A 19,880-nucleotide genomic window follows, 5' to 3' on the forward strand; every position below is an offset into this window, starting at 1 on the left:
TCGTGGCCATGGAACTGATCGAGAAGTACCTCGCCGCCTGGAACACCACCGACCCCGCCGCCCGCCGGGCCCTCATCGACGAGGTCTGGACCGCCGACGGGACGTACACCGACCCGCTGGCGGCCGTCGCGGGCCGCGACCAGATCGACGCGCTGATCGCCGGCGTGCAGCAGCAGTTCGGCGGGCTGGAGTTCCGCCTCGCGGGCCCGGTCGACGCGCACCACGACCTGGCCCGGTTCACCTGGCACCTCGGCCCGCGCGGGGCCGAGCCGATCGTCGTCGGCTTCGACGTCGCGGTCGTCACCGACGGCCGGATCGCCACCGTGCACGGCTTCCTGGACCGGGTGCCGGCATGACCGTCCTGGCCGTGCGGCCGGCGGCGGTCACCACCCCGGCCGCCCCGTCCGTCAGCTTCCTGCCGGTGCTGCTGACCGCCACGTTCATGACGGCGATCGACGCGTTCATCGTCAACGTGGCACTGCCGGTGATGCAGCGCGACCTGCACGCCGGTCCGGCCGCGCTGGAGTGGGTGGTCGCCGGTTACGTCCTCGCGGTGGCCGCCGGCCTGGTCACCGGCGGCCGGCTGGGTGACCGGTACGGCCGCCGGCGGATCTTCGGGCTCGGCCTCGCGCTGTTCACCACCGCCTCGGTGCTCTGCGGGCTGGCGCCCACCGCGGGCGTCCTGGTCGGCGCCCGGGTGCTGCAGGGGCTCGCGGCGGCGCTGCTCATGCCGCAGGTGCTGGCCATCGTGCGGACGAGCGTCGCGCCGGCCGAGCAGCCGAAGGCGTTCGCCCGGTACGGCCTCACGATGGGCCTGGGCGCCGTCTTCGGCCAGTTGATCGGCGGCCTGCTCATCCGGGCCGACCTGTGGGGCCTGGACTGGCGGCTGTGCTTCCTCATCAACCTGCCGGTCGGGGTGGTCGCGCTGGCCCTGCTCCGCCGGGTGCCCGAGTCCCGCCAGCCGGCGACCCGGCTCGACCTGCCCGGCGCCGTGCTGGTCAGCGCGGCGCTGGTGGCCCTGGTGCTGCCGCTGGTGGAGGGGCGCGAGCAGGGCTGGCCGCTGTGGACGTGGCTGAGCCTGGCCGCCTCGGCGCCGCTGTTCGCGCTGTTCGTGGCGACCCAGCGGCGCAGCGCCCAGCCCATGGTGCACCTGGCGCTGTTCCGCGAGCGGGCCTTCTCGGTGGGGCTGGTGGCGACCCAGGTGTTCTGGATGGGGCAGGCGTCCTTCTTCCTCATCCTGGCCCTCTACCTGCAGGTGGAGCGGGGCCTGTCGGCGCTGGAGTCGGGGGTCGTGTTCACCGCGATCGGCGCCGGCTACCTGGCCACCTCGACGTACGCCCACCGGATCGCCGCCCGGCTCGGCCGGCAGGTGGTCACCGTCGGCGCACTGATCATGGTGGTGGGCCTGTACGGCATGTGGGCGGCGGCCGGGCACGGGACCGGCTGGCTGGTGCCGGGGCTCGCCGTGGACGGCATCGGCATGGGCATCGCGCTCGCGCCGCTCACCACCACCGTGCTGTCCCGGGTCAGCCCGCGGCACACCGGCGCCGCCGCCGGCGTGCTGTCGACGGTCAACCAGACCGGCAACGCGGTCGGCGTGGCCCTGATCGGCATCGTCTTCTACCAGGCCGCCGACCTGACCGGCGGGTTCCGGGCCGGACTCGTCGCGCTCATCGCGCTGGAACTGGCGCTGGCCGCGGTCATCCAACTGCTGCCGAGGCGATGACGCCGATCGCACCGGCCGCCGTCCATGTGGACGGCGGCCGGTGGCTGCGGTCAGCCGTCGCCGACGGCACCCGGTCGCCGTCCGGCCGGCAGCAGGAGAGCGCCGGCGCCCGCCCCGGCGAGCTGGCAGGCGGCGATGGCGGCGAGCAGCGGTGCGGGGCCGTGGGAGGTCGCCAGGCCGGCGACGGCGGCGCCGGCGGCGGCCGCGGTCACCTTGATTCCCGCGCCGAGGGTGAACACCTGGGTCCGGACCGCCGGCGGGGCCTCGCGGTCCCGGACGGCGAAGAGCGCGACGATGACGGGGCTGCCGATGAGGCCGGCCAGCGCGAACAACAGCAGGAGCGGCCATTTGCCGGGCAGCGCCGCGGTCAGCAGCAGCGGTGCCGCCATGGCGCCGGTGCAGATCAGCAGGACCCGCTCGGGGTGCCGGTGGAGCACCCGTAGCCGGAGGCAGAGCAGCGCCCCGGTCAGACCGCCGCCCGCGGTGGCGGACATGACGAGGCCGGTGAGGGCCGGCCGGTGCGTGTGGAGGGCCACCGACGCGGCCGCGACGGGCAGGGCGCCCAGCCCGAGCTGGCTGAGCCCGGAGGCGACGGTCACCGCGCCGAGCCCGCGCCGCCGCACCAGGACGGTCACCCCGCCGAGCGGCGCGGTCGTCCGGGACCGGCGGCGGTCCCGCGCCCGGGCGGGAAGGGGAAGGGTCAGGAAGGCGAGGGCGCCCGCCAGGACGCAGAGCCCGAGCACGACGAGCGACCAGGACGCGCCGACGGCGCCCGCGACGACGGCCGCCACCGCGGGTCCGGCGATCCCCGCGACGCCGTAGGTGGTGGAGTCCAGGACGAAGGCACGGGGCAGGGTGCCCGGTGCGAGCTCGGACAGCAGGCTGCTGAGGCCGCCCAGCAGCAGCGGAGCGACGCAACCCGCGACGATCAGCAGCGCCGCTGCCGCCGCCGTGAACCGGCCGATCAGCTGCGCGGCGCCGGCCAGGGCCAGGGCGTACGTCGCGAAGGCCAGTGCGTAGAGCGGCTTACGGTGCCGTACGCCGTCCGCGGCGGCGCCGGCCACCGGGGCCGCGACCACGTGCGGGATCATCAACGCCGCGATCAGCAGGCCACCGAGACCGGCCCGTCCGGTCCGTTCCAGGGCGACCAGCACGACCGCCACCCGCGCGCCCTCGTCCGCCAGCCGGGCGGTGACCGCGGCCACCAGGTAACGCGCGAGCACGCGGTGTTCCGACGCGGGCGCCGACGATGCCGGGGCCGTTCGGGCCGGGGCGGCTTTTGAAGGAGCGGTCACGATCTGGCTCCTTACCCTTCCCCGCCGCGCTCACGCGGCCCGGCCCTGCCCGCCGAGAAAGCCTCGCCGGGCACGACCGGGCCGCTGGACGGGATTTCCTAGCGTTCCGTCTCCTCGGGCTCGACCAGCAGTCGGGCGTAGTTGGCCATGGACCGCTGGTAGCGGGGCAGGTGCGGGGCCAGGGCGGCGACCGCGACGGCGACGGCCTCCCGTTCCCGGCCCACGCTGGTCAGCGCCAGCGCCAGCGCGGCGCTGACGGCGTCGTCCAGTTCGTCGGAGGGCTGCTGCCGCTCGGCCGTCAGCAGCTCGACCGACTCCTCGGCCCGGCCCACGTTGCGCACCGAGCTGGCCAGCTGGATCACCGAGCGCCGGCGGCGGATGCCGGAGATGCCGCCGGCCAGCGCGGCGCGGTACAGCGGCACGGCCCGGTCGGAGTGGCCGGTGGAGTCGAAGGCGCAGGCGCGTTCGAACGCGGCCACCGGATCGCCGTCGGGCAGTTCGGCGGCGAGCGCGTCGATGCGCTTGCGGAATTCCTCGGGCTCGTAGTCGTCGATGGTGGCCCACAGCTCGGCGCTGCGCCGTTCCCAGTCCGGCGTTGTCGTCATGCCGGCGATGGTGGCCGGAGCGGGTAGGGTGCCGCCAGTGATTCGGCGGGGGCCGAATCTCCAACCGAAGGCGGAAGATGGCGATCACCCTGCGGTTCGGCCCGGCCGATCTGATGCGCTGCCGGTTCGCGGTGTCGCCGGTGCTCGAGACGATCGAGGCCATCCGCCTGACCACGCCCGAGGACAGCCCCGGCTACCACCAGGGTTTCCTCCGGGCGATGAAGCACCGCCTCGACGCCCTGGACCTGCGCCCCGTCACGCTGCTGCAACCCCGGCGCGGTTACAGCCCGGATTTCCTCTCCCCGCCGCCCACCACGGCCCGCCCCCGGTTCGAGGAGGAACTGGCGCGCGTCGAAGCGACCCCGCTCGACCGGGTGGCCGAGGAGATCGCCCGCTCGCTGCGCGACACGCCGGGCGCGGCGCGCACGACCGTGGGGCGACGGCTGCTGGCCGACCCGGCCGACGCGCTGCGCCTGCTCACCGGGATCGTCCGGGACGTGTGGCGCGAGGTGATCCAGCCGGCGTGGCCGAACGTCCGCGCCCTGCTCGACGCCGACGTGGCCTTCCAGAGCCGCCGGCTCGCCGAGGGTGGTCTCGACCGGCTCTTCGCCGAACTGCACCCCCAGCTGCGCTGGCACGACGGCGTCCTCACCCGCGACCGCGGCGACCACGAGGACCGCCGGCTCGCCGGCGAGGGCCTGCTGCTGATCCCGAGCGCGTTCAAGTTCGACCAGGTCCTGGTGATCCTCGACGAGCCGTGGCAGCCCACCGTGATCTATCCGGCCCGCGGCCTGGGCACCCTGTGGCAGTCGACGCGGGCGCCGGAGCTGGCCGCCGCCGGCCGTCTCATCGGGCGCAGCCGCGCCATCCTGCTGGCGGGCCTGACCGAGCCGGTCAGCACCACCGTCCTCGCCCACCGGCACGCCCTGGCGGCCGGCACCGTCTCCCAGCACCTGACCGTGCTCCGCGACGCCGGGATGGTGGTGGGCGAGCGCCACGGTCACGAGATCCGGTACCGCCGCACCGCCCTGGGCAGCGCGCTGCTCACCGGCGCGCTGCCCACCTCCGCCAGCGCGGGAGACCCTCACTGGTGACGCCGTGGAAGATGATCATTACGATGATGCCGACAAGCCCGAGGATCGGGCTCACGACCAGCGCCACCAGCCCGGTCAGCCCGTAGAGCACGAGACCGGTGATCGGCCGGATCTCCTGCGCGCGGACGTGGTCCTGGTCGACGCCCTCCGCGCGCAGCTCCGGGTGCCGGCGCAGATAGCGGAAGCACACCAGCCAGGGCGCCGACATCAGCGCCGCGGCGAACGCGTACATGACGACGGCCACCCGCAGGTCGCCGGCGTCGCCGTCGACGAGCGCCGACGCCAGGACCGCGGTCGGGAACGGGATGATCACCACGCCGAAGAGGATCGCGATGTTGATCCAGTTGAGCGCGAGGCTGGTGCCGCGGACCAGCCGGAGCAGCGCGTGGTGGTTCAGCCAGAGGACGCCGACGTAGACGAACGACACCACGAACGCGAGGTAGGACGGGCCCTCCCGGCCGAGCGACGCCAGCAGCTCGCCCTCGTGGTATTCCGGCACCCGCAGATCGAGCACCAGCAGGGTGATGACGATGGCGAAGACACCGTCGCTGAACGCGGCCAGCCGGCCGGTGTCGGCCGGTCGGCGCGCCGGGCCTCCCGGCCGGGCGTTGTCGGGACCTGCGGGCACTGCCGCACGCTAACAGCGACGCCGCGGCGGGCGGGCACGAACGCCCGGAAAGGCCCGCCGTGTCCGGTCAGGAGACGGCAGCCTTCACCAGCTCGGTGACCTGCTTCTCCACCACCGGGCTCCACGTCCGGAGCGCGTACGACACCGGCCACAGGTCGCCGTCGTCGAGGTTGGCCGTGTCCTGGAAGCCCAGGGTCGAGTAGCGGTAGTTGAACTTGCCCGAGTCCTGGAAGAAGACGACGATCTTGCCGGCCGCGTTCGCGTAGGCGGGCATCCCGTACCAGGTCTTCGGCGCCAGCTCCGGGGCGGCCGCGGTCACCGTCGCGTGTACCCGCTCGGCCAGCGCCCGGTCGTCCGGCGCCATCTGCGCGATCCGGTCGAGGACCGCCTGCAGGTCGTCGGCCTTCTTGGCGCCCTTCTTGCCCTCGGCGCGCAGCTCGGCGGCGCGCTCCTTCATGGCGGCGCGCTCCTCGGCGCTGAAGCCGTCGGACACGGTGCTGGCGTTCTTCGCGGACATCCTCGTGCTCCCTCTTCTCCGTTCACGGCCCGGCGTGCTGCCGGCCGCCTGGAAGAAGGCTAGGCGCGATCGTCCGCTACGGGCTTCTTGATTCCTGATCGGATGTGCGGGACGTACGGCGGTGCCCGGCGAGGGCGACGCTGCCGGTCGCGGTGGTGAAGACGGTACGCAGCACGCGCTGCGGCTGTGCTACCGGCCCCGGTTCGCACCGGACCGGCTCATCCCCGCCGGCGAGGACCACGACCGGCCGGTCCCGGACGAGGGCTGAGCAGCGGCGCCGACCGCCTCGGCGGGGGTCGGGTCAGGCCGGCGCGGGCGCCGCCAGCAGCGCGCGCAGTTCGCGGACGGCCGCCCGCCCGGCGCGGTTCGCGCCAACCGTGCTCGCGGACGGCCCGTAGCCGACCAGGTGGATCCGGGGGTCGGCGACCACCCGGGTGCCGTCCATGACGATGCCGCCCCGGGGCCCGCGCAGTCGCAGCGGGGCCAGATGGTCCAGCGCCGGCCGGAAGCCGGTGCACCAGAAGATCACATCCACGTCCTGTGCCGTGCCGTCGCGCCACCGGACGCCGTCGGGAAGGATCCGGTCGAACATCGGCCGGCGTCGGAGGAGGCCGCGGTCCCGGGCCCCGATCAGCTGCGGCGTCCACGCCAGCTCGGTCGCGCTGGCGATGCTGCCCGGGGGCAGGCCGGCGCGGACGCGCGCGTCCACCTTGGCGACGACCTCGCGCCCGTAGTCCGACGTGAACGGCCCCTCCCGGAACACCGGCGGGCGGCGGGTCACCCACGTCGTCGTCGCGGCGACGTCGGCGATCTCGGTCAGGAGCTGGACGGCTGACGCGCCGCCCCCGACGACCACCACGCGCTTCCCGGCGAACTCCGCCGGTCCCCGGTAGTGGGCGGTGTGCAGCTGGCGCCCGCGGAACGTCTCCTGTCCGGGGTAGTACGGCACGAACGGCCTGGTCCACGTTCCCGTCGCGTTGATCAGTGCGCGGGTGGTCCAGGTGCCCTTGTCGGTTTCGACGAGGAGCCGCCCGTCGTCGGCGTCGCGGACCGCCGTGACGGCGACGGGCCGCCGCACGTCGAGGTCGAACTCCCGCTCGAAGGCGGCGAAGTAGGCCGGCACCGCCTCGGCGGCCGGCTCGTCCGGCGGTGGCGGCGTGAAGTGCATTCCGGGCAGGTCGAAGATGCCGTGCACGGTCGCCATGCGCAGCGTCGGCCAGCGGTGCCGCCAGGCCCCGCCGGGCGCCGCGTCGGCGTCCAGGACGGCGAAGTCGAGGCCGGCGGAGCGCAGGTGGTACGCGCTGGACAGGCCCGCCTGCCCGGCTCCGACAACCACCACATCCGTCTCCGGCACGTGCCACACAACGTCGCGCGCTCGGCGGGCCCTTCCCGCCGGCGACGGATCTCACAGCGGTAGCGTGCCGGTCATGAGTGCCGACACCTTCCGCTCGGTGGAGATCGAGCGCACCAGCGTGGGACGCTACGTCGTGCGGAACGCCCGCGGCGGGTCGATGTCGATGGGTACGGGCGACGACGGCGACTTCACGCCGGTGGAGCTGCTCCTGGCCGCCATCGGCGGGTGCACCGCGGTCGACGTGGACCTCATCACGAGCCGCCGCGCCGAGCCCGGCCAGTTCTCCGTCACGGTCACCGGCGACAAGATCCGGGACGAGACCGGTGGGAACCGGATGCGGAACCTCCGGGTCGAGTTCGCCGTCACGTTCCCGGCGGGGGCCGACGGCGACAGCGCGCGCGAGGCGCTGCCCCGGTCGCTGCGGCAGTCGCACGACCGGCTCTGCACCGTCTCGCGCACCGTCGAAACCGGCACTCCCGTCGAGATCGTCGACACGGGCTCCGGCGCGGACTGAGCCTCCGGCTACTTCGCTCCCGGCACCTGGTCCGTGACGTCGGCGTAGCCGACCTTCCCGGGTGCCGCGGCCGGCGTGTAGATCACCCGGACCACGCCCGTCGGGAACGCCTCCGTGGCCGCCACCCCGAAGTGGTACGGCGTGTCGCCGTCGTCGAACAGCCTGCGGCCCTTGCGGGCGGCCACCGGATGCACCAGCAAGCGCAGCTCGTCGACCAGCCCGGCGGCGAGCAGCTGCTGCACCACGGAGATCGAGCCCGGGATGAGAACGCCCTTGCTGCCGGGGTCGGCCCTGAGCGCGGCGACCGCCTCGACGAGATCGCCCTCGATCAGCTCCGAGTTGCGCCAGGAGAACTCCAGCGGCTGGCGCGACGCGACCACCTTGCGCGTGTCACCGAGTTGCTTGGCGAACGGGGCGTCGTCCCCGCCCGCGGCCTCGCGGTCGGGCCAGGCCCCGGCGAAGCTGTCGTAGGTCACCCGGCCGATGAGCAGCACGTCGGCGCTGTCGTAGTCCTCGGTGACGGCGCGGCCCATGTTCTCGTCGAAGTACGGGAAGTGCCAGTCGGGGTCGATCTCGGCCACACCGTCGGCCGAGATGAACAGCGTGGAGATCACCTTTGCCATCGCAGGTCCCTTCGAGTCGGGGGTGTCGACAGGTCGACCGTCGCAGCATCGCAAAATCGCCGGCCGGCCACCGCCCCGTACACGCCGGGAAGCTCCCATCGGCCGGGCCGGGGAGCCGATTCCGGGCCTGGGCCACGCCGGCCTCCCCTACCCTGGTTCCCGGCGCGTGGGCGCGCCGCGTACCGGAGCGGAGACAGGAGCCAGACATGCGGGTGGCCGTCGCCGGCGCGTCCGGCAACATCGGGTCGCTGACCGTGACCGCCCTGCGCCGGCACGGCCACGATCCGGTCCCGATGAGCCGGTCCCACGGTGTCGACCTGGTGGCCGGCAGCGGGCTGGACGAGGCGCTGGCCGGGGTCGACGTCGTCGTCGACGCGGTCAGCGCGCCGCCGGCCGACCGCGAGGCCACCGTGGCCTACTTCGCCGCCGCCACGACGAACCTGCTGCGCGCCGAGCGGGACGCGGGAGTCCGCCATCACGTCCTGCTCTCCATCGTGGAGGTGCACCGCATCGCCGGCACCGCGCACTACTCGGGGAAGCGGGAACAGGAGCGCCTCGTCTCGGCCGGGGACGTGCCGTGGACCATCGTCCCCGTCACCCAGTTCTTCGACTTCGCCGCGACCGTGGCCACCTGGACGGAGCGGAACGGCACGGCCTACCTCGCGCCGTTGCTCGTGCAGCCGATCGCGCCGGCCGACGTCGCCGAGGTGCTCGCCGAGGTGGCCGGCGGCCCGCCGCAGGGACGCCACCGGGACGTGGCCGGCCCGGACCGTCAGGATCTCGTCGACATGGCCCGCCGGACCCACCGGGCGCTCGGACGCGAGATGCGACTCGTCCCCACGTGGGAGGCGATCCTCGGCCCGGACATGGCGGGCAACGTGTTGCTGCCGGGACCGGACGCCCGGACGGCGCCGACGACCTTCGACGACTGGCTGGCTGGCCAGGAGGCGGAGCGGTCCCGGGCCCGGTAGCGACGGCGTTTGCCCCCGGAGGGCCCGGGAAGACGAGAGGCGACAGGGCGCGGGGCCGCCCGCGCCACCGCACCACGGGGAGGCCCACATGGGCGACCGGACTCAACTGCACGAACTTCGCCAACAGGCCCACAACGCGGGCATCGAAGGCAACTCCAAGATGAGCGAGAAGCAGCTCCGCGATGCGCTGCGGAAGGTCGGCCGGGGCGAGCGGCCCGAGATGGCCAAGCAGGAGGCCAGACGCTGACGTGCGCTCACGCGGTGGCCACCCCGTCGTCGGGGTGGCCACGGCGGTGGACGCGGCCCAGGAAGTCGCGCATCAGCGCCACCACCTCGTCGAGGTGGGTCTCCAGCAGCCAGTGGCCCCCGCCGAGCAGGTGCAGCTCCGCGTCGGGAAGGTCCCGGAGGTACGCGCGCGCCGCGCCCTCGGGCATGTAGCCGTCGTGCGGCCCCCAGACGATGAGCGTGGGCGGCCGGTGCCGGCGCAGGTACGCCTGCTGGCGTGGAAACCAGTCGACGGTGGTGCGTTGGTCGGCGAGCAGCCGGGCGAGGTTCCGCGGGCCGGGCGGCCGGCCCACCTGCGCCCAGGACAGGGTCCACAGGTCGGGGCTGACCCGGCCGGCGAGCTCCTCCGGCAGGTCACCCACGAACTCGTCGCGGAAGCCCCGTTCCGAGACGTTCGGCGCCACCGTCGCCAGCGCCTGCTCGTACGGCTCGGCCCACATCCGCTTGAGCGGGGCGTACCTCGGCCCGTGCTGGTCGGGATAGATGTCGCCGTTCTGGATGACCAGCGCGGCGACCCGGTCCGGTGCGCTCATCGCCAGGCGCAGCCCGAACTGCGAGCCGTAGTCCTGGAGATAGACGGCGTAGCGGCGCAGGCCGACGACTTCGGTGAACCGGCGCAGGAAGTCGGCGTACGCGTCGAAGGTGTAGGCGAACGCGCCCTCGTCCGCCCGGGTGTAGCCGAATCCGGGCAGGTCGGGGGCGAGCAGCCGCCAACGGTCGCCCAGTGCGGGCATCAGGTGGCGGAACTGGAACGACGACGACGGGTACCCGTGCGGCAGGAGGACGACCGGAGCGTCGGCGCCGCCGGCCTCCCGGTAGAACGTCCGGATCCCGTCCACGTCGACGCTGCGGTGCGCGACCGGGACGGCTGCCATGGCGCGGGCTACCCACCCGATCGCTGGGCAAACGGCGGCGGGTGGGGTGCCGGCCCACCCGGCGGCACCCCACCCGCGTCTCCGGGTCAGCCGGTCGCGCAGCTCGCGGTGGGCGTGGTGGAGTTGCCGTTCTTGTAGAGCGTGATGCCGAAGTTGTTGCCGTTGCCGTTGGGCCGTGCCGTGAGCGTGCCGCTGGTGCCGCTGATCGAGGCGTTCCAGCTGTTCTGCAGCGTCTGACCGCCGTTCGTGCGGATGGTGACGACCCAGTTGCTGCTGCCGCTGACCGAGAAGTTCACGTTGAACCGGTCGCTCCACTCGTCGGCGCGGCTGACGCTGACCGTGCAGCCGCCGCCACCACCGGGCGGTGGCGTGGTGGGGTTGGCGGTGCCGCCCACCGTGATGTTGGAGCTGCCGCTGCTCTGGTAGCCCTCCGTGGCCAGGATCTGGTAGTCGTGGCTGCCCAGGTTCATCCCGTAGCGGGCCCACGCGTCGAAGTGGTTGCCGGCGGTGATGGTGCCGCCCACCCGCTTCGACTGCCGGACGCTCCAGTACTGGTAGAAGGTCCGGGTGCCCTCGATGGAGGGCGCGTTGACCCGCTGCGTCCGGTAGATGTCGTAGGTGCCGCCGTCGCTGGTGACCGTGCCCATGAATCCCTGGCCGCCCGGCGGCCGGTAGGTGCCCCAGCTGTCGACGATGTAGTACTCGACGAGGGGATTCCGCGTCCAGCCGTAGAGGGTCAGGTAGGCGTTGCCGGACGGATTGAAGCTGCCCGAGTAGGTGACGGTCCGGCGGGCGCCGGGGTTCCAGCCCTTGCCGGCGACGAAGTTGTTGATGCTGCTCCACTGGGTGCTGTACTGGCCGCCGTTACCCATGGTCATGGAGACGTTGCCACTGTCCTTCCAGAAGGAATAGAAGTAGCCGTTGTGCGTCCCGGTGGAGTTCGAGGTCACGGTCTGGGCCTGCGCCGGGCTGGACAGGAGGGCGGTGGCGCCGGCGGTCACCAGGGCGGCGGCGCAGGCGCCGCCCAGGAGCATCCGGAGGCGTCCGCGGCTGCGGGTCCGCGGTTGGACGGGGGTGTCGGTCATGGACGTGCTTCCTCTCTGGACGGTGGCGGAGGAGCGCATGCGGGGCGGTTCGCATCGACGGTCATGGAAGAGTGTCGATGGCGACAGCATCGGTGGCGCGTCGCCGCGTTGTCAACGACTTCCGGAAATGTTGTGGAAGCCGATCCCCCTCCAGGAGGAACCTTGAATCTGCATCGGCGCTGTTCAGCAGTCCGCTTTACCGAGTAGGAGCCGTCGGCGACGGGCCCGGTTCCGACCATCGAGGATCGGGTGCCGGGACGGGAATCCGGAAGTTTCGGAACGTGTCGGGTCAGCCGGAGGAGCACCGTCGGCGGGCAGACCGGGTCCCGCAGGCGGGTGCCGGTCCGCCGGGCGGCCACGGGGACGCCCGGCGGACCGGCCTCACCTGATCTCGGACGTCGTCCACCGTGGCGAGTCGTTGGTGACCGGCACGGTGACACCGACCAGGGTGGTCGACGCCTCGGTGTCTCGCCGCGCGCTCGTGCCGACCCACAGTTCGACGTCGCCGGGCTCCACGACGCGGGTGAGCGTGCGGTCGGAGAAGGCCAGGCGAGTGGTGGGGACCGTCAGCTCGACGGTGACCGACTGGCCCGGCTCCAGGTGGACCCGCCGGTATCCGAGCAGCTGTGCCACCGGCCGGGTCACCGGGGCCACCAGGTCGCGGCCGTAGAGCTGGACCACGTCGTCGCCGGCGACCCCGCCGGTGTTCGTGACGCGGACCGTCACGTGCAGCGCCCCGTCGGTCGGCACCGTGGCGGGCACGGTCAGGCCGGCGTGTTCGAACGTCGTGTAGGAGAGGCCGTGGCCGAACTCCGCCGCGGGCGTCGCCGGCAGGTTGGTCACCTCGCCGCCCTCCCCCAGCGTGGGGTGCAGGTACGAGTACGGCTGCGCTCCCGCCGAGCGGGGCAGGCTGACCGGCAGCCTGGCCGACGGGTTCACCCGCCCGGAGAGCACGCCCGCGATCGCTCCGGCCCCCTCCTCGCCGGGGAAGAACGCCTGCACCACCGCGGCGCAGCCCGACAGCGCCCAGCCGACCGCGTACGGCCTGCCGGTGAGCAGCACGAGGACGACCGGCGTGCCCGTGGCCAGCACGGCCTCCACGAGCTCGCGCTGGACGCCGGGCAGCTCCAGGTCCTCCCGGTCGCAGCCCTCGCCGACCGTGCCGCGCCCGAAGAGGCCGGCGTGGTCACCGACGACCAGCACGGCGACGTCCGCGGCGGATGCCGTGGCGACGGCCTCCGCAAAGCCGGACCGGTCGTCGGTGTCGACGTCGCAGCCGCTCGCCCAGGTGACGAGATCGGATCCGAACTCGACCCGCACCGCGTCGAGGACGGTCGGCACCTCGATGCCGGTGTCCACGCCGGGGTGCTGGACGAGCACGTGGTTGAGGAAGGAGTAGCACCCGAAGAGGGCGGCCTGCCGGTCCGCGTTCGGCCCGATGACCGCCACGCGGCGGCCCGCGGGCAGGGGCAGGACCTCCCGGTTGGCGACGAGGACGACCGACTCCTCGGCGAGGCGGCGGGCGATCGACCGGTGCTCCGGCGAGTCGAGGTCGACCCCCTGCGGCGGCTCGTCCGTGAACGTGGCGTCGAGCAGCCCGAGGTCCAGCTTCTCGCGCAGGACCCGCAGCACCGCCCGGTCGATGAGCGCCTCGTCGACCTTGCCGGCCCGCACACTCTCCCGCAGGGTCAGATAGGCGTCGCCCGTCGGGAGCTCGACGTCGACACCCGCGGCAAGCGCCTGCACGGCCGCCTCCGCGTTGTCGGCCGCGACGTGGTGCAGCAGGTTCAGGAAGGCGACTCCGAAGTAGTCGGACACCACCGTGCCGTCGAAGCCCCACCGGTCCCGCAGCACGCCGGTCAGCATCGCCGGATCGGCGGCGACCGGCACGCCGTCGATCTCGGTGTAGGAGTGCATGACGCTGCGGGCGTTCCCGTCGAGGATCGCCATCTCGAACGGGAGGAACAGCACGTCCGCGAGCTCCCGGGGGCCGGCGTGCACCGGACCGAAGTTGCGCCCGGCGCGCGACGCGGAATAGCCGGCGAAGTGCTTCAGCGCGGCGTGCACGCCCTCCGACTGAAGGCCGCGCACGTACGCCGTGCCGATGGTGCCGACGAGGTAGGGGTCCTCGGCGATGCACTCGTCGACCCGGCCCCAGCGCGGGTCCTGGATCACGTCGAGCACCGGGGCGAGACCCTGGTGGATGCCGAGCGCCCGCATCGAGGCCCCGATGGCCGCGGCCATCTCGCTGACCAGCTCGGGGTCGAACGCGGCGCCCCAGCCCAGCGGCGTGGGGAAGGTGGCCGCCTTCCACGCCGAGAGGCCGGTGAGGCACTCCTCGTGGACGAGCGCCGGGATACCCAGCCGGGTGCCCGTCACCAGGTCCCGCTGGAACTTCCACAGCCAGGCCGCCCGTTCGGCGGTGTCGACCGGGCGGGTGCCGTAGGCCCGGGTGAGGTGGCCGAGTCCGTGCCGGGCGAAGTCCTCGAGCTTGACGGCGTCGCCGAACTCGCCCTGCAGGGGTGCGACCGCCTCGCCGTCCTCCTTCTCCCAGAAGCCGACGAGCTGCGCGATCTTCTCCTCGATCGTCATCCGGCCGAGCAGCTCACGTACGCGCGCCTCGCCGGCGCGCCCGTCCGGCCGGTCGTGGTCGGGAGTCGCCTGGGCCGGTGCCGGCCCGGCCACGACCGCGTGGACCTCAGTCATGCTGTGCCTTTCGTTGGTTGTGCTTGTTACCGCTGTCGCTCAGCCCTTGACCGCGCCCTGCAGGCCACCGACGATCTGCTTCTCCGCGAGCGTGAAGAAGAACAGTGCGGGCAGCATCGCCAGCGACGTGAAGGCGAGGACACCCGCGGTGTCGGTGGAGAACTGGCTCGAGAAGTTCTGCACCCCGAGCGGCAGGGTGTGCAGGTCGACATCGCCGAGGACGAGCAGCGGCAGCAGGAACGAGTTCCAGCTCGCCACGAACGCCAGGACGCCGACGGTGACGAGCGCGGGCCGCGACAGCGGCAGCGCGATGCGCCAGAGGAAGCCGAGCCGGCCCGCGCCGTCGATGGCGGCCGCATCCTCCAGCTCGCGGGGAATGGCCGACAGGAAGGGTCGCAGGATCACGATCGTCAGCGGCAACTGGAAGGCGACCTGCGGGAGGATCACCGCGTAGTAGGAGTTGATCAGGTCCAGGTCGCGCAGCATCAGGTAGAGCGGCAGGATCGCCGCCCCGGCCGGGAAGAGCAGGCCGAGCGTGAAGAAGGTGTAGAGGCCCTCACGGCCCCGGAAGGTGTACCGGGCCAGCACGAAGGCGGCAGCCATGCCGAGCACCACGACGCCGAGCGTGGTGCCGAGGGCGATCACCCCGCTGTTGAAGGCCTGCTGCCAGAACTTGCTCTGCGTCAGCACCCGGGTGTAGTTGTCGAAGACCCACGGGTCGGGCAGGCCGCCCGGGTCGGCGACGATCTGGGGGGTGGTGCGGAAGCCACCGACGATCACGTAGAGGATCGGCGCGATCGACACGGCCGCGACCGCGAGCGCCAGCGCGTACGTCAGCGGGGTGCCCCACGACACCGGCCGGCGCCCGGCGGACGGGGAGTGGACGGGGTTCGTGGCCACGGTCAGTTCGCCCCCTTGGTGATGGCGCCCTCGATGTCCCGGCGGAGGAGGAAGCGCTGGAACAGCAGCGCCGCGACGAACGAGATGACGAAGAGGATCACGGCCACCGCGTTGCCGTAGCCCCACAACCGGGCGAAGAACCCGTTGTCCACCATGTACGTCGCCATGGTTCCCGAGGCCCCGAGCGACCGGACCGCCGGCACCGAGGTCACCCAGATCACGTCGAAGACCTGCAGCGAACCGATCATCGACAGGAACATCCAGATCCGGATCGTCGGGCCGAGCAGCGGGAGGGTGACGTGGCGCTGGGTCTGCCACCAGCTCGCGCCGTCGATCGCGGCGGCCTCGGTCAGCTCGTGCGGCACGTTCGACAGGCCGGCGAGCAGGAGGATGATCGCGAAACCGACGTACTTCCAGGTGAGGACGAAGAGCAGCGTCCAGATGACGACGTCGAGGTCGGCGAGCCACGCCTGCACCAGGCCGCCCAGTCCCAGGGACCGCAGCAGCGCGTCGACCGTGCCGCCCTCGGCCAGGATCAGCTTCCACATGATGCCGACGGTGACCTCGGCGAGCACGTAGGGCACGAACACCAGCAGGCGGAACACGGCGCGCCCGCGGAAGCGGCGGTTGAGCAGCAGCGCGATGCCCAGGGCGACCGGGCCCTGGATCAGCAGCGAACCGAACACGATGACGGCGTTGTTGCGCAACGCGTCGAGGAAGATCGGGTCCTGGAAGGCGAGGGTGTAGTTCTTGAAGCCGACGTACTCGGTGGGGGGTCCGACGCCACGCCACCGGAACAGGCTGTAGTAGACCGCGAAGCCCATCGGCACCAGCACGAACATCACGTAGACCACGAGCGCCGGCGTCGTGAGCCCGATGATCTCGTACCACTTGCGGCGAGTCTCGGCCCGTCGGGACGACGGGCGCCCGGCGGGCCGGCGACCCGCCGGCGGCGCGGAGACGCCGCCGGCGGGGAACCGGGTTTGGTCGGTGGAGGTCACTTGCTCGCGGCTGCCTTCATCCCCGCGACGACCTGCTCCGGCGTTCCCTTGCCCGAGAAGATGCCGACGATCCCGTCGTTCATGGCGGTGCCGACGGTGCTGCCGTAGGCCGTGTCCAGCCAGAGCTGGACGTAGCTCGCCTCCGACGTGGCCTGCAGGATGGACTTCAGCGCGGGGTCCGTGATGCCGGCCTCCGCGCCCTTGACGACAGGCAGGCCGGTGCCGGTCTCGGCGTAGCCCTTCTGCACCTCGGGGCTCGCGATGTACTTGAGGAACTCGACGCACTCGGCCGGGGCCTTCTTGGAGCAGGCGAACCCGTCGCCGCCACCGAGCGCCGCCTTCGGGTCACCGGCGGAGCCGGAGATCGCCGGCACGGGGAACCAGCCGAGGAACTTGGCGAGCTTCGCCTTGTCCGTGGCGACGTTGTCCAGCGTGCCCCGGTTCCAGTCGCCCATCAGCTCCATCGCGGCCTTGCCGTTGGCGAGCAGGCCATTGGCGCTGGTCGGGTCGTTCTGGCCCGGCGTGGCGATGAAGTTGTTCTGGAACGGCTTGGTGTCGATGAAGGTCTTCAGGTCCTGGCCGGCCTTCACGAAGCACGGGTCGTCGAAGACCTTGTCCTTGGACGCCTTCTTCAGAGTGTCGACCGAGCAGGCGCGCAGCGCGAAGTTGTACCACCAGTGCGCGGCGGGCCACTTGTCACCGGCGCCCACGGCGATCGGGGTGACGTTGATGGCCTTGAGCTTCGTGACCGCGGCGTTGAGCTCGTCGAACGTGGTCGGCGGAGCGCTGATGCCCGCCTGTGCGAACATGTCCTTGTTGTACCAGATGCCCTCGATGCCCATCCGGAACGGCAGGCCGTACTGCTTGCCGTCCACCTGCCAGATCTCGGCCGCGCTGCCGATGTTGGCAACCTCGGTCTTGACCTGGTCGGTGATGTCCTTGAGGTAGTCGGCCTCGACCTGCTCGACCATCTCGCCGCCACCCCACGACATGAAGACGTCCGGCGGGTCGTTGCTCAGCAGCGCGGCGGGGATGCGGGTGCGCTGCAGCTGGTTGGTCTCGATCGCCTCGATCTCGATCTTGACGGTCGGGTGGAGCGCGGAGAAGTCCTTGGCGACCTTCTCCCAGTAGGTCTTTCCGGGCCCGTCCTGGGGCGCGTTGTGCCACCAGGTCAGGGTCACCGGGTTCTTGTACAGCTCGCCCTCACTGGACGCCTCGTCCTCGCCGCCGCTGTTGCAACCAGCGACGACGAGAGCACTTGTCACAAGAAGTGCCAGGGCGGCACCTGCACGGCGCTTCGTCGCCATCGATGTTCTCCTCCATCAGGCAGTCGCGGTACTCGGCCTGCGGGGGAGTTTTACAGCCCCGTAACAGGGTGTCAATCGGTATCGATAACGTTTTCGAATCTTCCCTGACGGGGTTCCGCGCACCCGCTCTATCATCGTCGGCGTGGTGTTCCCGGAGCGCGTCAAGATGTCGGACGTGGCACGTACCGCCGGCGTCTCGGTGGCAACGGTATCGAAGGTGGTCAATGGTCGGTACGGCGTGGCCCAGGCGACCGTGGAGCGCGTCCAGCAGGTCATCCACGAGCTGGGCTACGAGGCCAGCCTCGGGGCGCAGAGCCTGCGCAGCCACCGCACGAACGTGCTCGGCATCCTGGTCGCCGAGTTCGAGCCGTTCTCGACCGAACTGCTCAAGGGAGCGTCCCGGGAGGTCGCCGGCAGCGGTTACCAGCTGCTGGCCTACTCCAGCGGCGACGGCGAGGGCGCCGCCATAGGCTGGGAACGGCGCTCGCTGGCCCGCCTGTCCGGGACCCTTATCGACGGCGCCGTGATCGTCACGCCGACCGTGATCGAGACCAAGGACGGCTTCCACGTCGTGGCCGTCGACCCCCACACCGGTCCCTCCGGCCTGCCGACGGTCGACTCGGACAACTTCGCCGGCGCCGTGCTCGCCACCAACTACCTGCTGTCGCTCGGCCACCGCCGCATCGGGCACATCAGCGGACGCCCCGACCTGGAGTCGGCGCGCCTGCGCGAGGCCGGCTTCCGCAGGGCCATGGCCGACGCCGACGTGCCGGTGGACGAGCGGATCGTGCGCGTCGGCGGCTTCCGGGTCGAGAGCGCCGCCAGTACGGCCGCGGAACTGCTCGCGCTCCCGGACCGGCCGACGGCGATCTTCGCGGGAAACGACCTCTCGGCGATCTCGACGATGGACGTCGCCCGGAGCATGGGCCTCACGGTGCCCGACGACCTGTCCGTGATCGGTTTCGACAACGTCCCGGAGTCGGCGCTGGTGAACCCCCCGCTGACCACGATCATGCAACCGCTGCAGCGCATGGGCGCCGAGGCGTTGCGCCTGCTCATCGACCTGATCGCCGGCGTCGAACGCGACACGCACATCCGGCTGCCCACCGAGCTGGTCGTCCGGGCCTCGTGCCGGCCCTACCGGTGACGCCGCCACCCCGTCGTGCGGGCCGGACGCTGCGGAGGGTCAGGTGGCCGGCGGGGCCGCGCTGTCGCGGACCACGAGCTCGGTGGCCAGCTCCACCCGCGGGCTCTCGATCCGCTCACCCTGTGCCAGGCGCAGGACCGTGCGAGCGGCCAGCAGGCCCATCTTGGCGAGGGGCTGCCGGACGGTGGTCAGCGGCGGGGCGCACCACTCGACCTCCGGCAGGTCGTCGAACCCGACGACGCTGATGTCGTCGGGCACCCGCAGGCCGCGCCGTCGCACGGCTTCGTAGACGCCGAGGGCCATCTGATCGCTCGCGGCGAAGATCGCGGTGGGCGGCTCCGGCAGGCGCAGCAGTTGGTTCCCTGCGGCGAACCCGGCCTCGTGATAGAAGTTGCCCGGGCGGATCAGCTCCTCGGCGACGCCGAGGCCGGCGCTCTCCAGCGCGGTCCGGTAGCCGTCGAGGCGCGCCCGGCTGCACATCAGCTGCGGCGGCCCCGCGATGAAGCCGATCCGCCGGTGGCCGAGACCGAGCAGGTACTCGGTCGCGCGCAGGCTGCCCGCCCAGTTGGTCGCGCCGACGGTGGGCGCCTCCTGCGGGGGCACCCCGGCGGGGTCGACGATGACGACGGGGATGTTGAGACGGCGCAGCTCGGCCTGCAGCGGCGGCTCCAGGGTGGAGGTCACGAAGATGACCCCCTGGGTGGAGCGGGTGCGCAGGTTGTCCAGCCACTGCCGGGCCGACGAGCTGCGCCGGTGGATCGCCGAGACCACGGTGCCGATGCCGGCCGCGTGCGCGACGTCCTCGACCCCACGGATGATCTCGACGGCCCACGGGCTGTCCAGGTCGTTGAACACCAGGTCGATCAGGCCGGAGCTGGGCCGCATGCTCGGCCTGCGGCGGCGGTAGCCGTGCCGGGTCAGCAACTCCTCGACCCGCTCCCGGGTCTGCGGGGCGACGTCGGAGCGGCCGTTGACAACCCGCGACACCGTCGGTACCGAGACGCCGGCCAGCCGCGCGATCGCCGCGATGGTGACTTTCCGGGAATCGTCCGTGGTCACCGGTCTCCCCCTCGTCATCACTCGACCCCCGAGGGCTTTCGACTGGATGGCCGGTACTTTCGAGCCCTTTCGATCGCTTGTGGGCACCGTAGGACCCGCCGCGTTCCGGGTCAAGGCTCCGCCACGGTTGACGGGTGGGAATCGACGACCGTATTGTTCCGGCCCAGTTACCGGAACCTTGCTCGGAA

General features: G+C 72.4%; 20 protein-coding genes. 7 read left to right on the forward strand and 13 right to left on the reverse strand.

Translation table 11 applies throughout. The features are described from left to right. Window positions 1-8 precede the first annotated feature (8 nt). Window positions 9-356 carry a nuclear transport factor 2 family protein gene (locus tag GA0070214_RS04445; RefSeq protein WP_091259236.1) on the forward strand — a complete coding sequence of 116 codons (348 nt, stop codon included), beginning with the start codon at window positions 9-11 and terminating at the stop codon, window positions 354-356. Beyond that, the gene (locus tag GA0070214_RS04450) at window positions 353-1,726 is read left to right on the forward strand and encodes an MFS transporter (RefSeq protein WP_208602632.1); all 1,374 of its coding nucleotides are present in this window, start codon (window positions 353-355) and stop codon (window positions 1,724-1,726) included. The genes GA0070214_RS04445 and GA0070214_RS04450 overlap by 4 nt, the downstream gene beginning before the upstream one ends. Before the next feature lie 50 nt (window positions 1,727-1,776). Here the strand turns inward: GA0070214_RS04450 and GA0070214_RS04455 are convergent, their stop codons facing one another. Further along, window positions 1,777-2,949, reverse strand: coding sequence for an MFS transporter (locus GA0070214_RS04455; protein ID WP_091259238.1), 1,173 nt, complete (start codon window positions 2,947-2,949; stop codon window positions 1,777-1,779). A 170-nt stretch (window positions 2,950-3,119) separates the two neighbouring features. Next, window positions 3,120-3,626 (reverse strand): tetratricopeptide repeat protein, encoded by a 507-nt coding sequence (locus GA0070214_RS04460; RefSeq protein WP_091259240.1) that lies wholly within the window; start codon window positions 3,624-3,626, stop codon window positions 3,120-3,122. A 77-nt stretch (window positions 3,627-3,703) separates the two neighbouring features. Here GA0070214_RS04460 and GA0070214_RS04465 point away from each other — a divergent pair, with 77 nt between their 5' ends. Further along, window positions 3,704-4,720 (forward strand): ArsR/SmtB family transcription factor, encoded by a 1,017-nt coding sequence (locus GA0070214_RS04465; protein WP_091259242.1) that lies wholly within the window; start codon window positions 3,704-3,706, stop codon window positions 4,718-4,720. Here GA0070214_RS04465 and GA0070214_RS04470 read toward each other — a convergent pair. The 3 genes from GA0070214_RS04470 to GA0070214_RS04480 form a co-directional block, all read right to left on the reverse strand. Beyond that, on the reverse strand, window positions 4,671-5,348 hold the full coding sequence (locus GA0070214_RS04470) for a TMEM175 family protein (RefSeq protein WP_091259244.1): 678 nt from the start codon (window positions 5,346-5,348) through the stop codon (window positions 4,671-4,673). The two genes, GA0070214_RS04465 and GA0070214_RS04470, sit on opposite strands and share 50 nt — an antisense overlap. Before the next feature lie 67 nt (window positions 5,349-5,415). Then, entirely contained in the window at window positions 5,416-5,865 is a 450-nt protein-coding gene (locus GA0070214_RS04475) for an iron chaperone (RefSeq protein ID WP_091259246.1), read from the reverse strand. 301 nt (window positions 5,866-6,166) lie between these two features. Then, window positions 6,167-7,228, reverse strand: a complete 1,062-nt coding sequence (locus GA0070214_RS04480) for an FAD-dependent oxidoreductase (RefSeq protein WP_091259249.1) — start codon at window positions 7,226-7,228, stop codon at window positions 6,167-6,169. A 64-nt stretch (window positions 7,229-7,292) separates the two neighbouring features. Here GA0070214_RS04480 and GA0070214_RS04485 point away from each other — a divergent pair, with 64 nt between their 5' ends. Continuing rightward, a complete protein-coding gene (locus tag GA0070214_RS04485) occupies window positions 7,293-7,733 on the forward strand; it encodes an OsmC family protein (RefSeq protein ID WP_091259250.1) in 441 nt (146 codons plus the stop codon). An 8-nt stretch (window positions 7,734-7,741) separates the two neighbouring features. Here the strand turns inward: GA0070214_RS04485 and GA0070214_RS04490 are convergent, their stop codons facing one another. Continuing rightward, window positions 7,742-8,356, reverse strand: a complete 615-nt coding sequence (locus tag GA0070214_RS04490) for a dihydrofolate reductase family protein (protein ID WP_091259252.1) — start codon at window positions 8,354-8,356, stop codon at window positions 7,742-7,744. Window positions 8,357-8,562: 206 nt separating this feature from the next. Here GA0070214_RS04490 and GA0070214_RS04495 point away from each other — a divergent pair, with 206 nt between their 5' ends. Together GA0070214_RS04495 and GA0070214_RS31725 are read left to right on the forward strand one after the other, a co-directional pair. Continuing rightward, window positions 8,563-9,327, forward strand: a complete 765-nt coding sequence (locus GA0070214_RS04495) for an SDR family oxidoreductase (RefSeq protein ID WP_091259254.1) — start codon at window positions 8,563-8,565, stop codon at window positions 9,325-9,327. Window positions 9,328-9,415: 88 nt separating this feature from the next. Then, entirely contained in the window at window positions 9,416-9,574 is a 159-nt protein-coding gene (locus GA0070214_RS31725; protein ID WP_167364191.1) for a hypothetical protein, read from the forward strand. A 7-nt stretch (window positions 9,575-9,581) separates the two neighbouring features. Here GA0070214_RS31725 and GA0070214_RS04500 read toward each other — a convergent pair whose 3' ends face one another. The 6 genes from GA0070214_RS04500 to GA0070214_RS04525 all read right to left on the reverse strand — a co-directional run bounded on the left by GA0070214_RS04500 (window position 9,582) and on the right by GA0070214_RS04525 (window position 17,486). Further along, a complete protein-coding gene (locus GA0070214_RS04500) occupies window positions 9,582-10,487 on the reverse strand; it encodes an alpha/beta fold hydrolase (protein ID WP_091259256.1) in 906 nt (301 codons plus the stop codon). Between the two features lie 86 nt (window positions 10,488-10,573). Then, window positions 10,574-11,572, reverse strand: a complete 999-nt coding sequence (locus tag GA0070214_RS04505; RefSeq protein ID WP_091259258.1) for a glycoside hydrolase family 11 protein — start codon at window positions 11,570-11,572, stop codon at window positions 10,574-10,576. A gap of 381 nt (window positions 11,573-11,953) precedes the next feature. Next, window positions 11,954-14,278: a beta-xylosidase/alpha-l-arabinosidase gene (locus tag GA0070214_RS04510; protein ID WP_091259260.1), complete on the reverse strand. Its 2,325-nt coding sequence runs from the start codon at window positions 14,276-14,278 to the stop codon at window positions 11,954-11,956. Window positions 14,279-14,317: 39 nt separating this feature from the next. Beyond that, on the reverse strand, window positions 14,318-15,184 hold the full coding sequence (locus GA0070214_RS04515) for a carbohydrate ABC transporter permease (protein WP_091259890.1): 867 nt from the start codon (window positions 15,182-15,184) through the stop codon (window positions 14,318-14,320). Continuing rightward, the gene (locus tag GA0070214_RS04520) at window positions 15,181-16,179 is read right to left on the reverse strand and encodes a carbohydrate ABC transporter permease (RefSeq protein ID WP_091259263.1); all 999 of its coding nucleotides are present in this window, start codon (window positions 16,177-16,179) and stop codon (window positions 15,181-15,183) included. Before GA0070214_RS04520 ends, GA0070214_RS04515 begins: the two co-directional genes overlap by 4 nt. Continuing rightward, entirely contained in the window at window positions 16,176-17,486 is a 1,311-nt protein-coding gene (locus GA0070214_RS04525) for an extracellular solute-binding protein (protein ID WP_091259265.1), read from the reverse strand. The genes GA0070214_RS04520 and GA0070214_RS04525 overlap by 4 nt, the downstream gene beginning before the upstream one ends. A 142-nt stretch (window positions 17,487-17,628) precedes the next feature. Between GA0070214_RS04525 and GA0070214_RS04530 the strand changes: the two genes are divergently transcribed. Next, complete coding sequence (locus GA0070214_RS04530; RefSeq protein ID WP_091259267.1) at window positions 17,629-18,633, forward strand: LacI family DNA-binding transcriptional regulator; 1,005 nt, start codon at window positions 17,629-17,631, stop codon at window positions 18,631-18,633. Window positions 18,634-18,672: 39 nt separating this feature from the next. Here the strand turns inward: GA0070214_RS04530 and GA0070214_RS04535 are convergent, their stop codons facing one another. Further along, window positions 18,673-19,710: a LacI family DNA-binding transcriptional regulator gene (locus tag GA0070214_RS04535; RefSeq protein ID WP_425255508.1), complete on the reverse strand. Its 1,038-nt coding sequence runs from the start codon at window positions 19,708-19,710 to the stop codon at window positions 18,673-18,675. Between the last annotated feature and the right edge of the window lie 170 nt (window positions 19,711-19,880).

Source organism: Micromonospora chaiyaphumensis (assembly GCF_900091435.1).
In the GTDB taxonomy this organism is placed as follows: Bacteria; Actinomycetota; Actinomycetes; order Mycobacteriales; family Micromonosporaceae; genus Micromonospora; species Micromonospora chaiyaphumensis.

Bases quoted from the DNA above. Each gene is read 5' to 3' on its own strand.
- GA0070214_RS04490 (WP_091259252.1), bottom strand. From the start codon at position 8,356: ATGGCAAAGGTGATCTCCACGCTGTTCATCTCGGCCGACGGTGTGGCC.
- GA0070214_RS04495 (WP_091259254.1), top strand. From the start codon at position 8,563: ATGCGGGTGGCCGTCGCCGGCGCGTCCGGCAACATCGGGTCGCTGACC.
- GA0070214_RS04535 (WP_425255508.1), bottom strand. From the start codon at position 19,710: ATGACGAGGGGGAGACCGGTGACCACGGACGATTCCCGGAAAGTCACC.
- GA0070214_RS04505 (WP_091259258.1), bottom strand. From the start codon at position 11,572: ATGACCGACACCCCCGTCCAACCGCGGACCCGCAGCCGCGGACGCCTC.
- GA0070214_RS04465 (WP_091259242.1), top strand. From the start codon at position 3,704: ATGGCGATCACCCTGCGGTTCGGCCCGGCCGATCTGATGCGCTGCCGG.
- GA0070214_RS04500 (WP_091259256.1), bottom strand. From the start codon at position 10,487: ATGGCAGCCGTCCCGGTCGCGCACCGCAGCGTCGACGTGGACGGGATC.
- GA0070214_RS04450 (WP_208602632.1), top strand. From the start codon at position 353: ATGACCGTCCTGGCCGTGCGGCCGGCGGCGGTCACCACCCCGGCCGCC.
- GA0070214_RS04445 (WP_091259236.1), top strand. From the start codon at position 9: ATGGAACTGATCGAGAAGTACCTCGCCGCCTGGAACACCACCGACCCC.
- GA0070214_RS04510 (WP_091259260.1), bottom strand. From the start codon at position 14,278: ATGACTGAGGTCCACGCGGTCGTGGCCGGGCCGGCACCGGCCCAGGCG.
- GA0070214_RS04460 (WP_091259240.1), bottom strand. From the start codon at position 3,626: ATGACGACAACGCCGGACTGGGAACGGCGCAGCGCCGAGCTGTGGGCC.
- GA0070214_RS04485 (WP_091259250.1), top strand. From the start codon at position 7,293: ATGAGTGCCGACACCTTCCGCTCGGTGGAGATCGAGCGCACCAGCGTG.
- GA0070214_RS04525 (WP_091259265.1), bottom strand. From the start codon at position 17,486: ATGGCGACGAAGCGCCGTGCAGGTGCCGCCCTGGCACTTCTTGTGACA.
- GA0070214_RS04475 (WP_091259246.1), bottom strand. From the start codon at position 5,865: ATGTCCGCGAAGAACGCCAGCACCGTGTCCGACGGCTTCAGCGCCGAG.
- GA0070214_RS31725 (WP_167364191.1), top strand. From the start codon at position 9,416: ATGGGCGACCGGACTCAACTGCACGAACTTCGCCAACAGGCCCACAAC.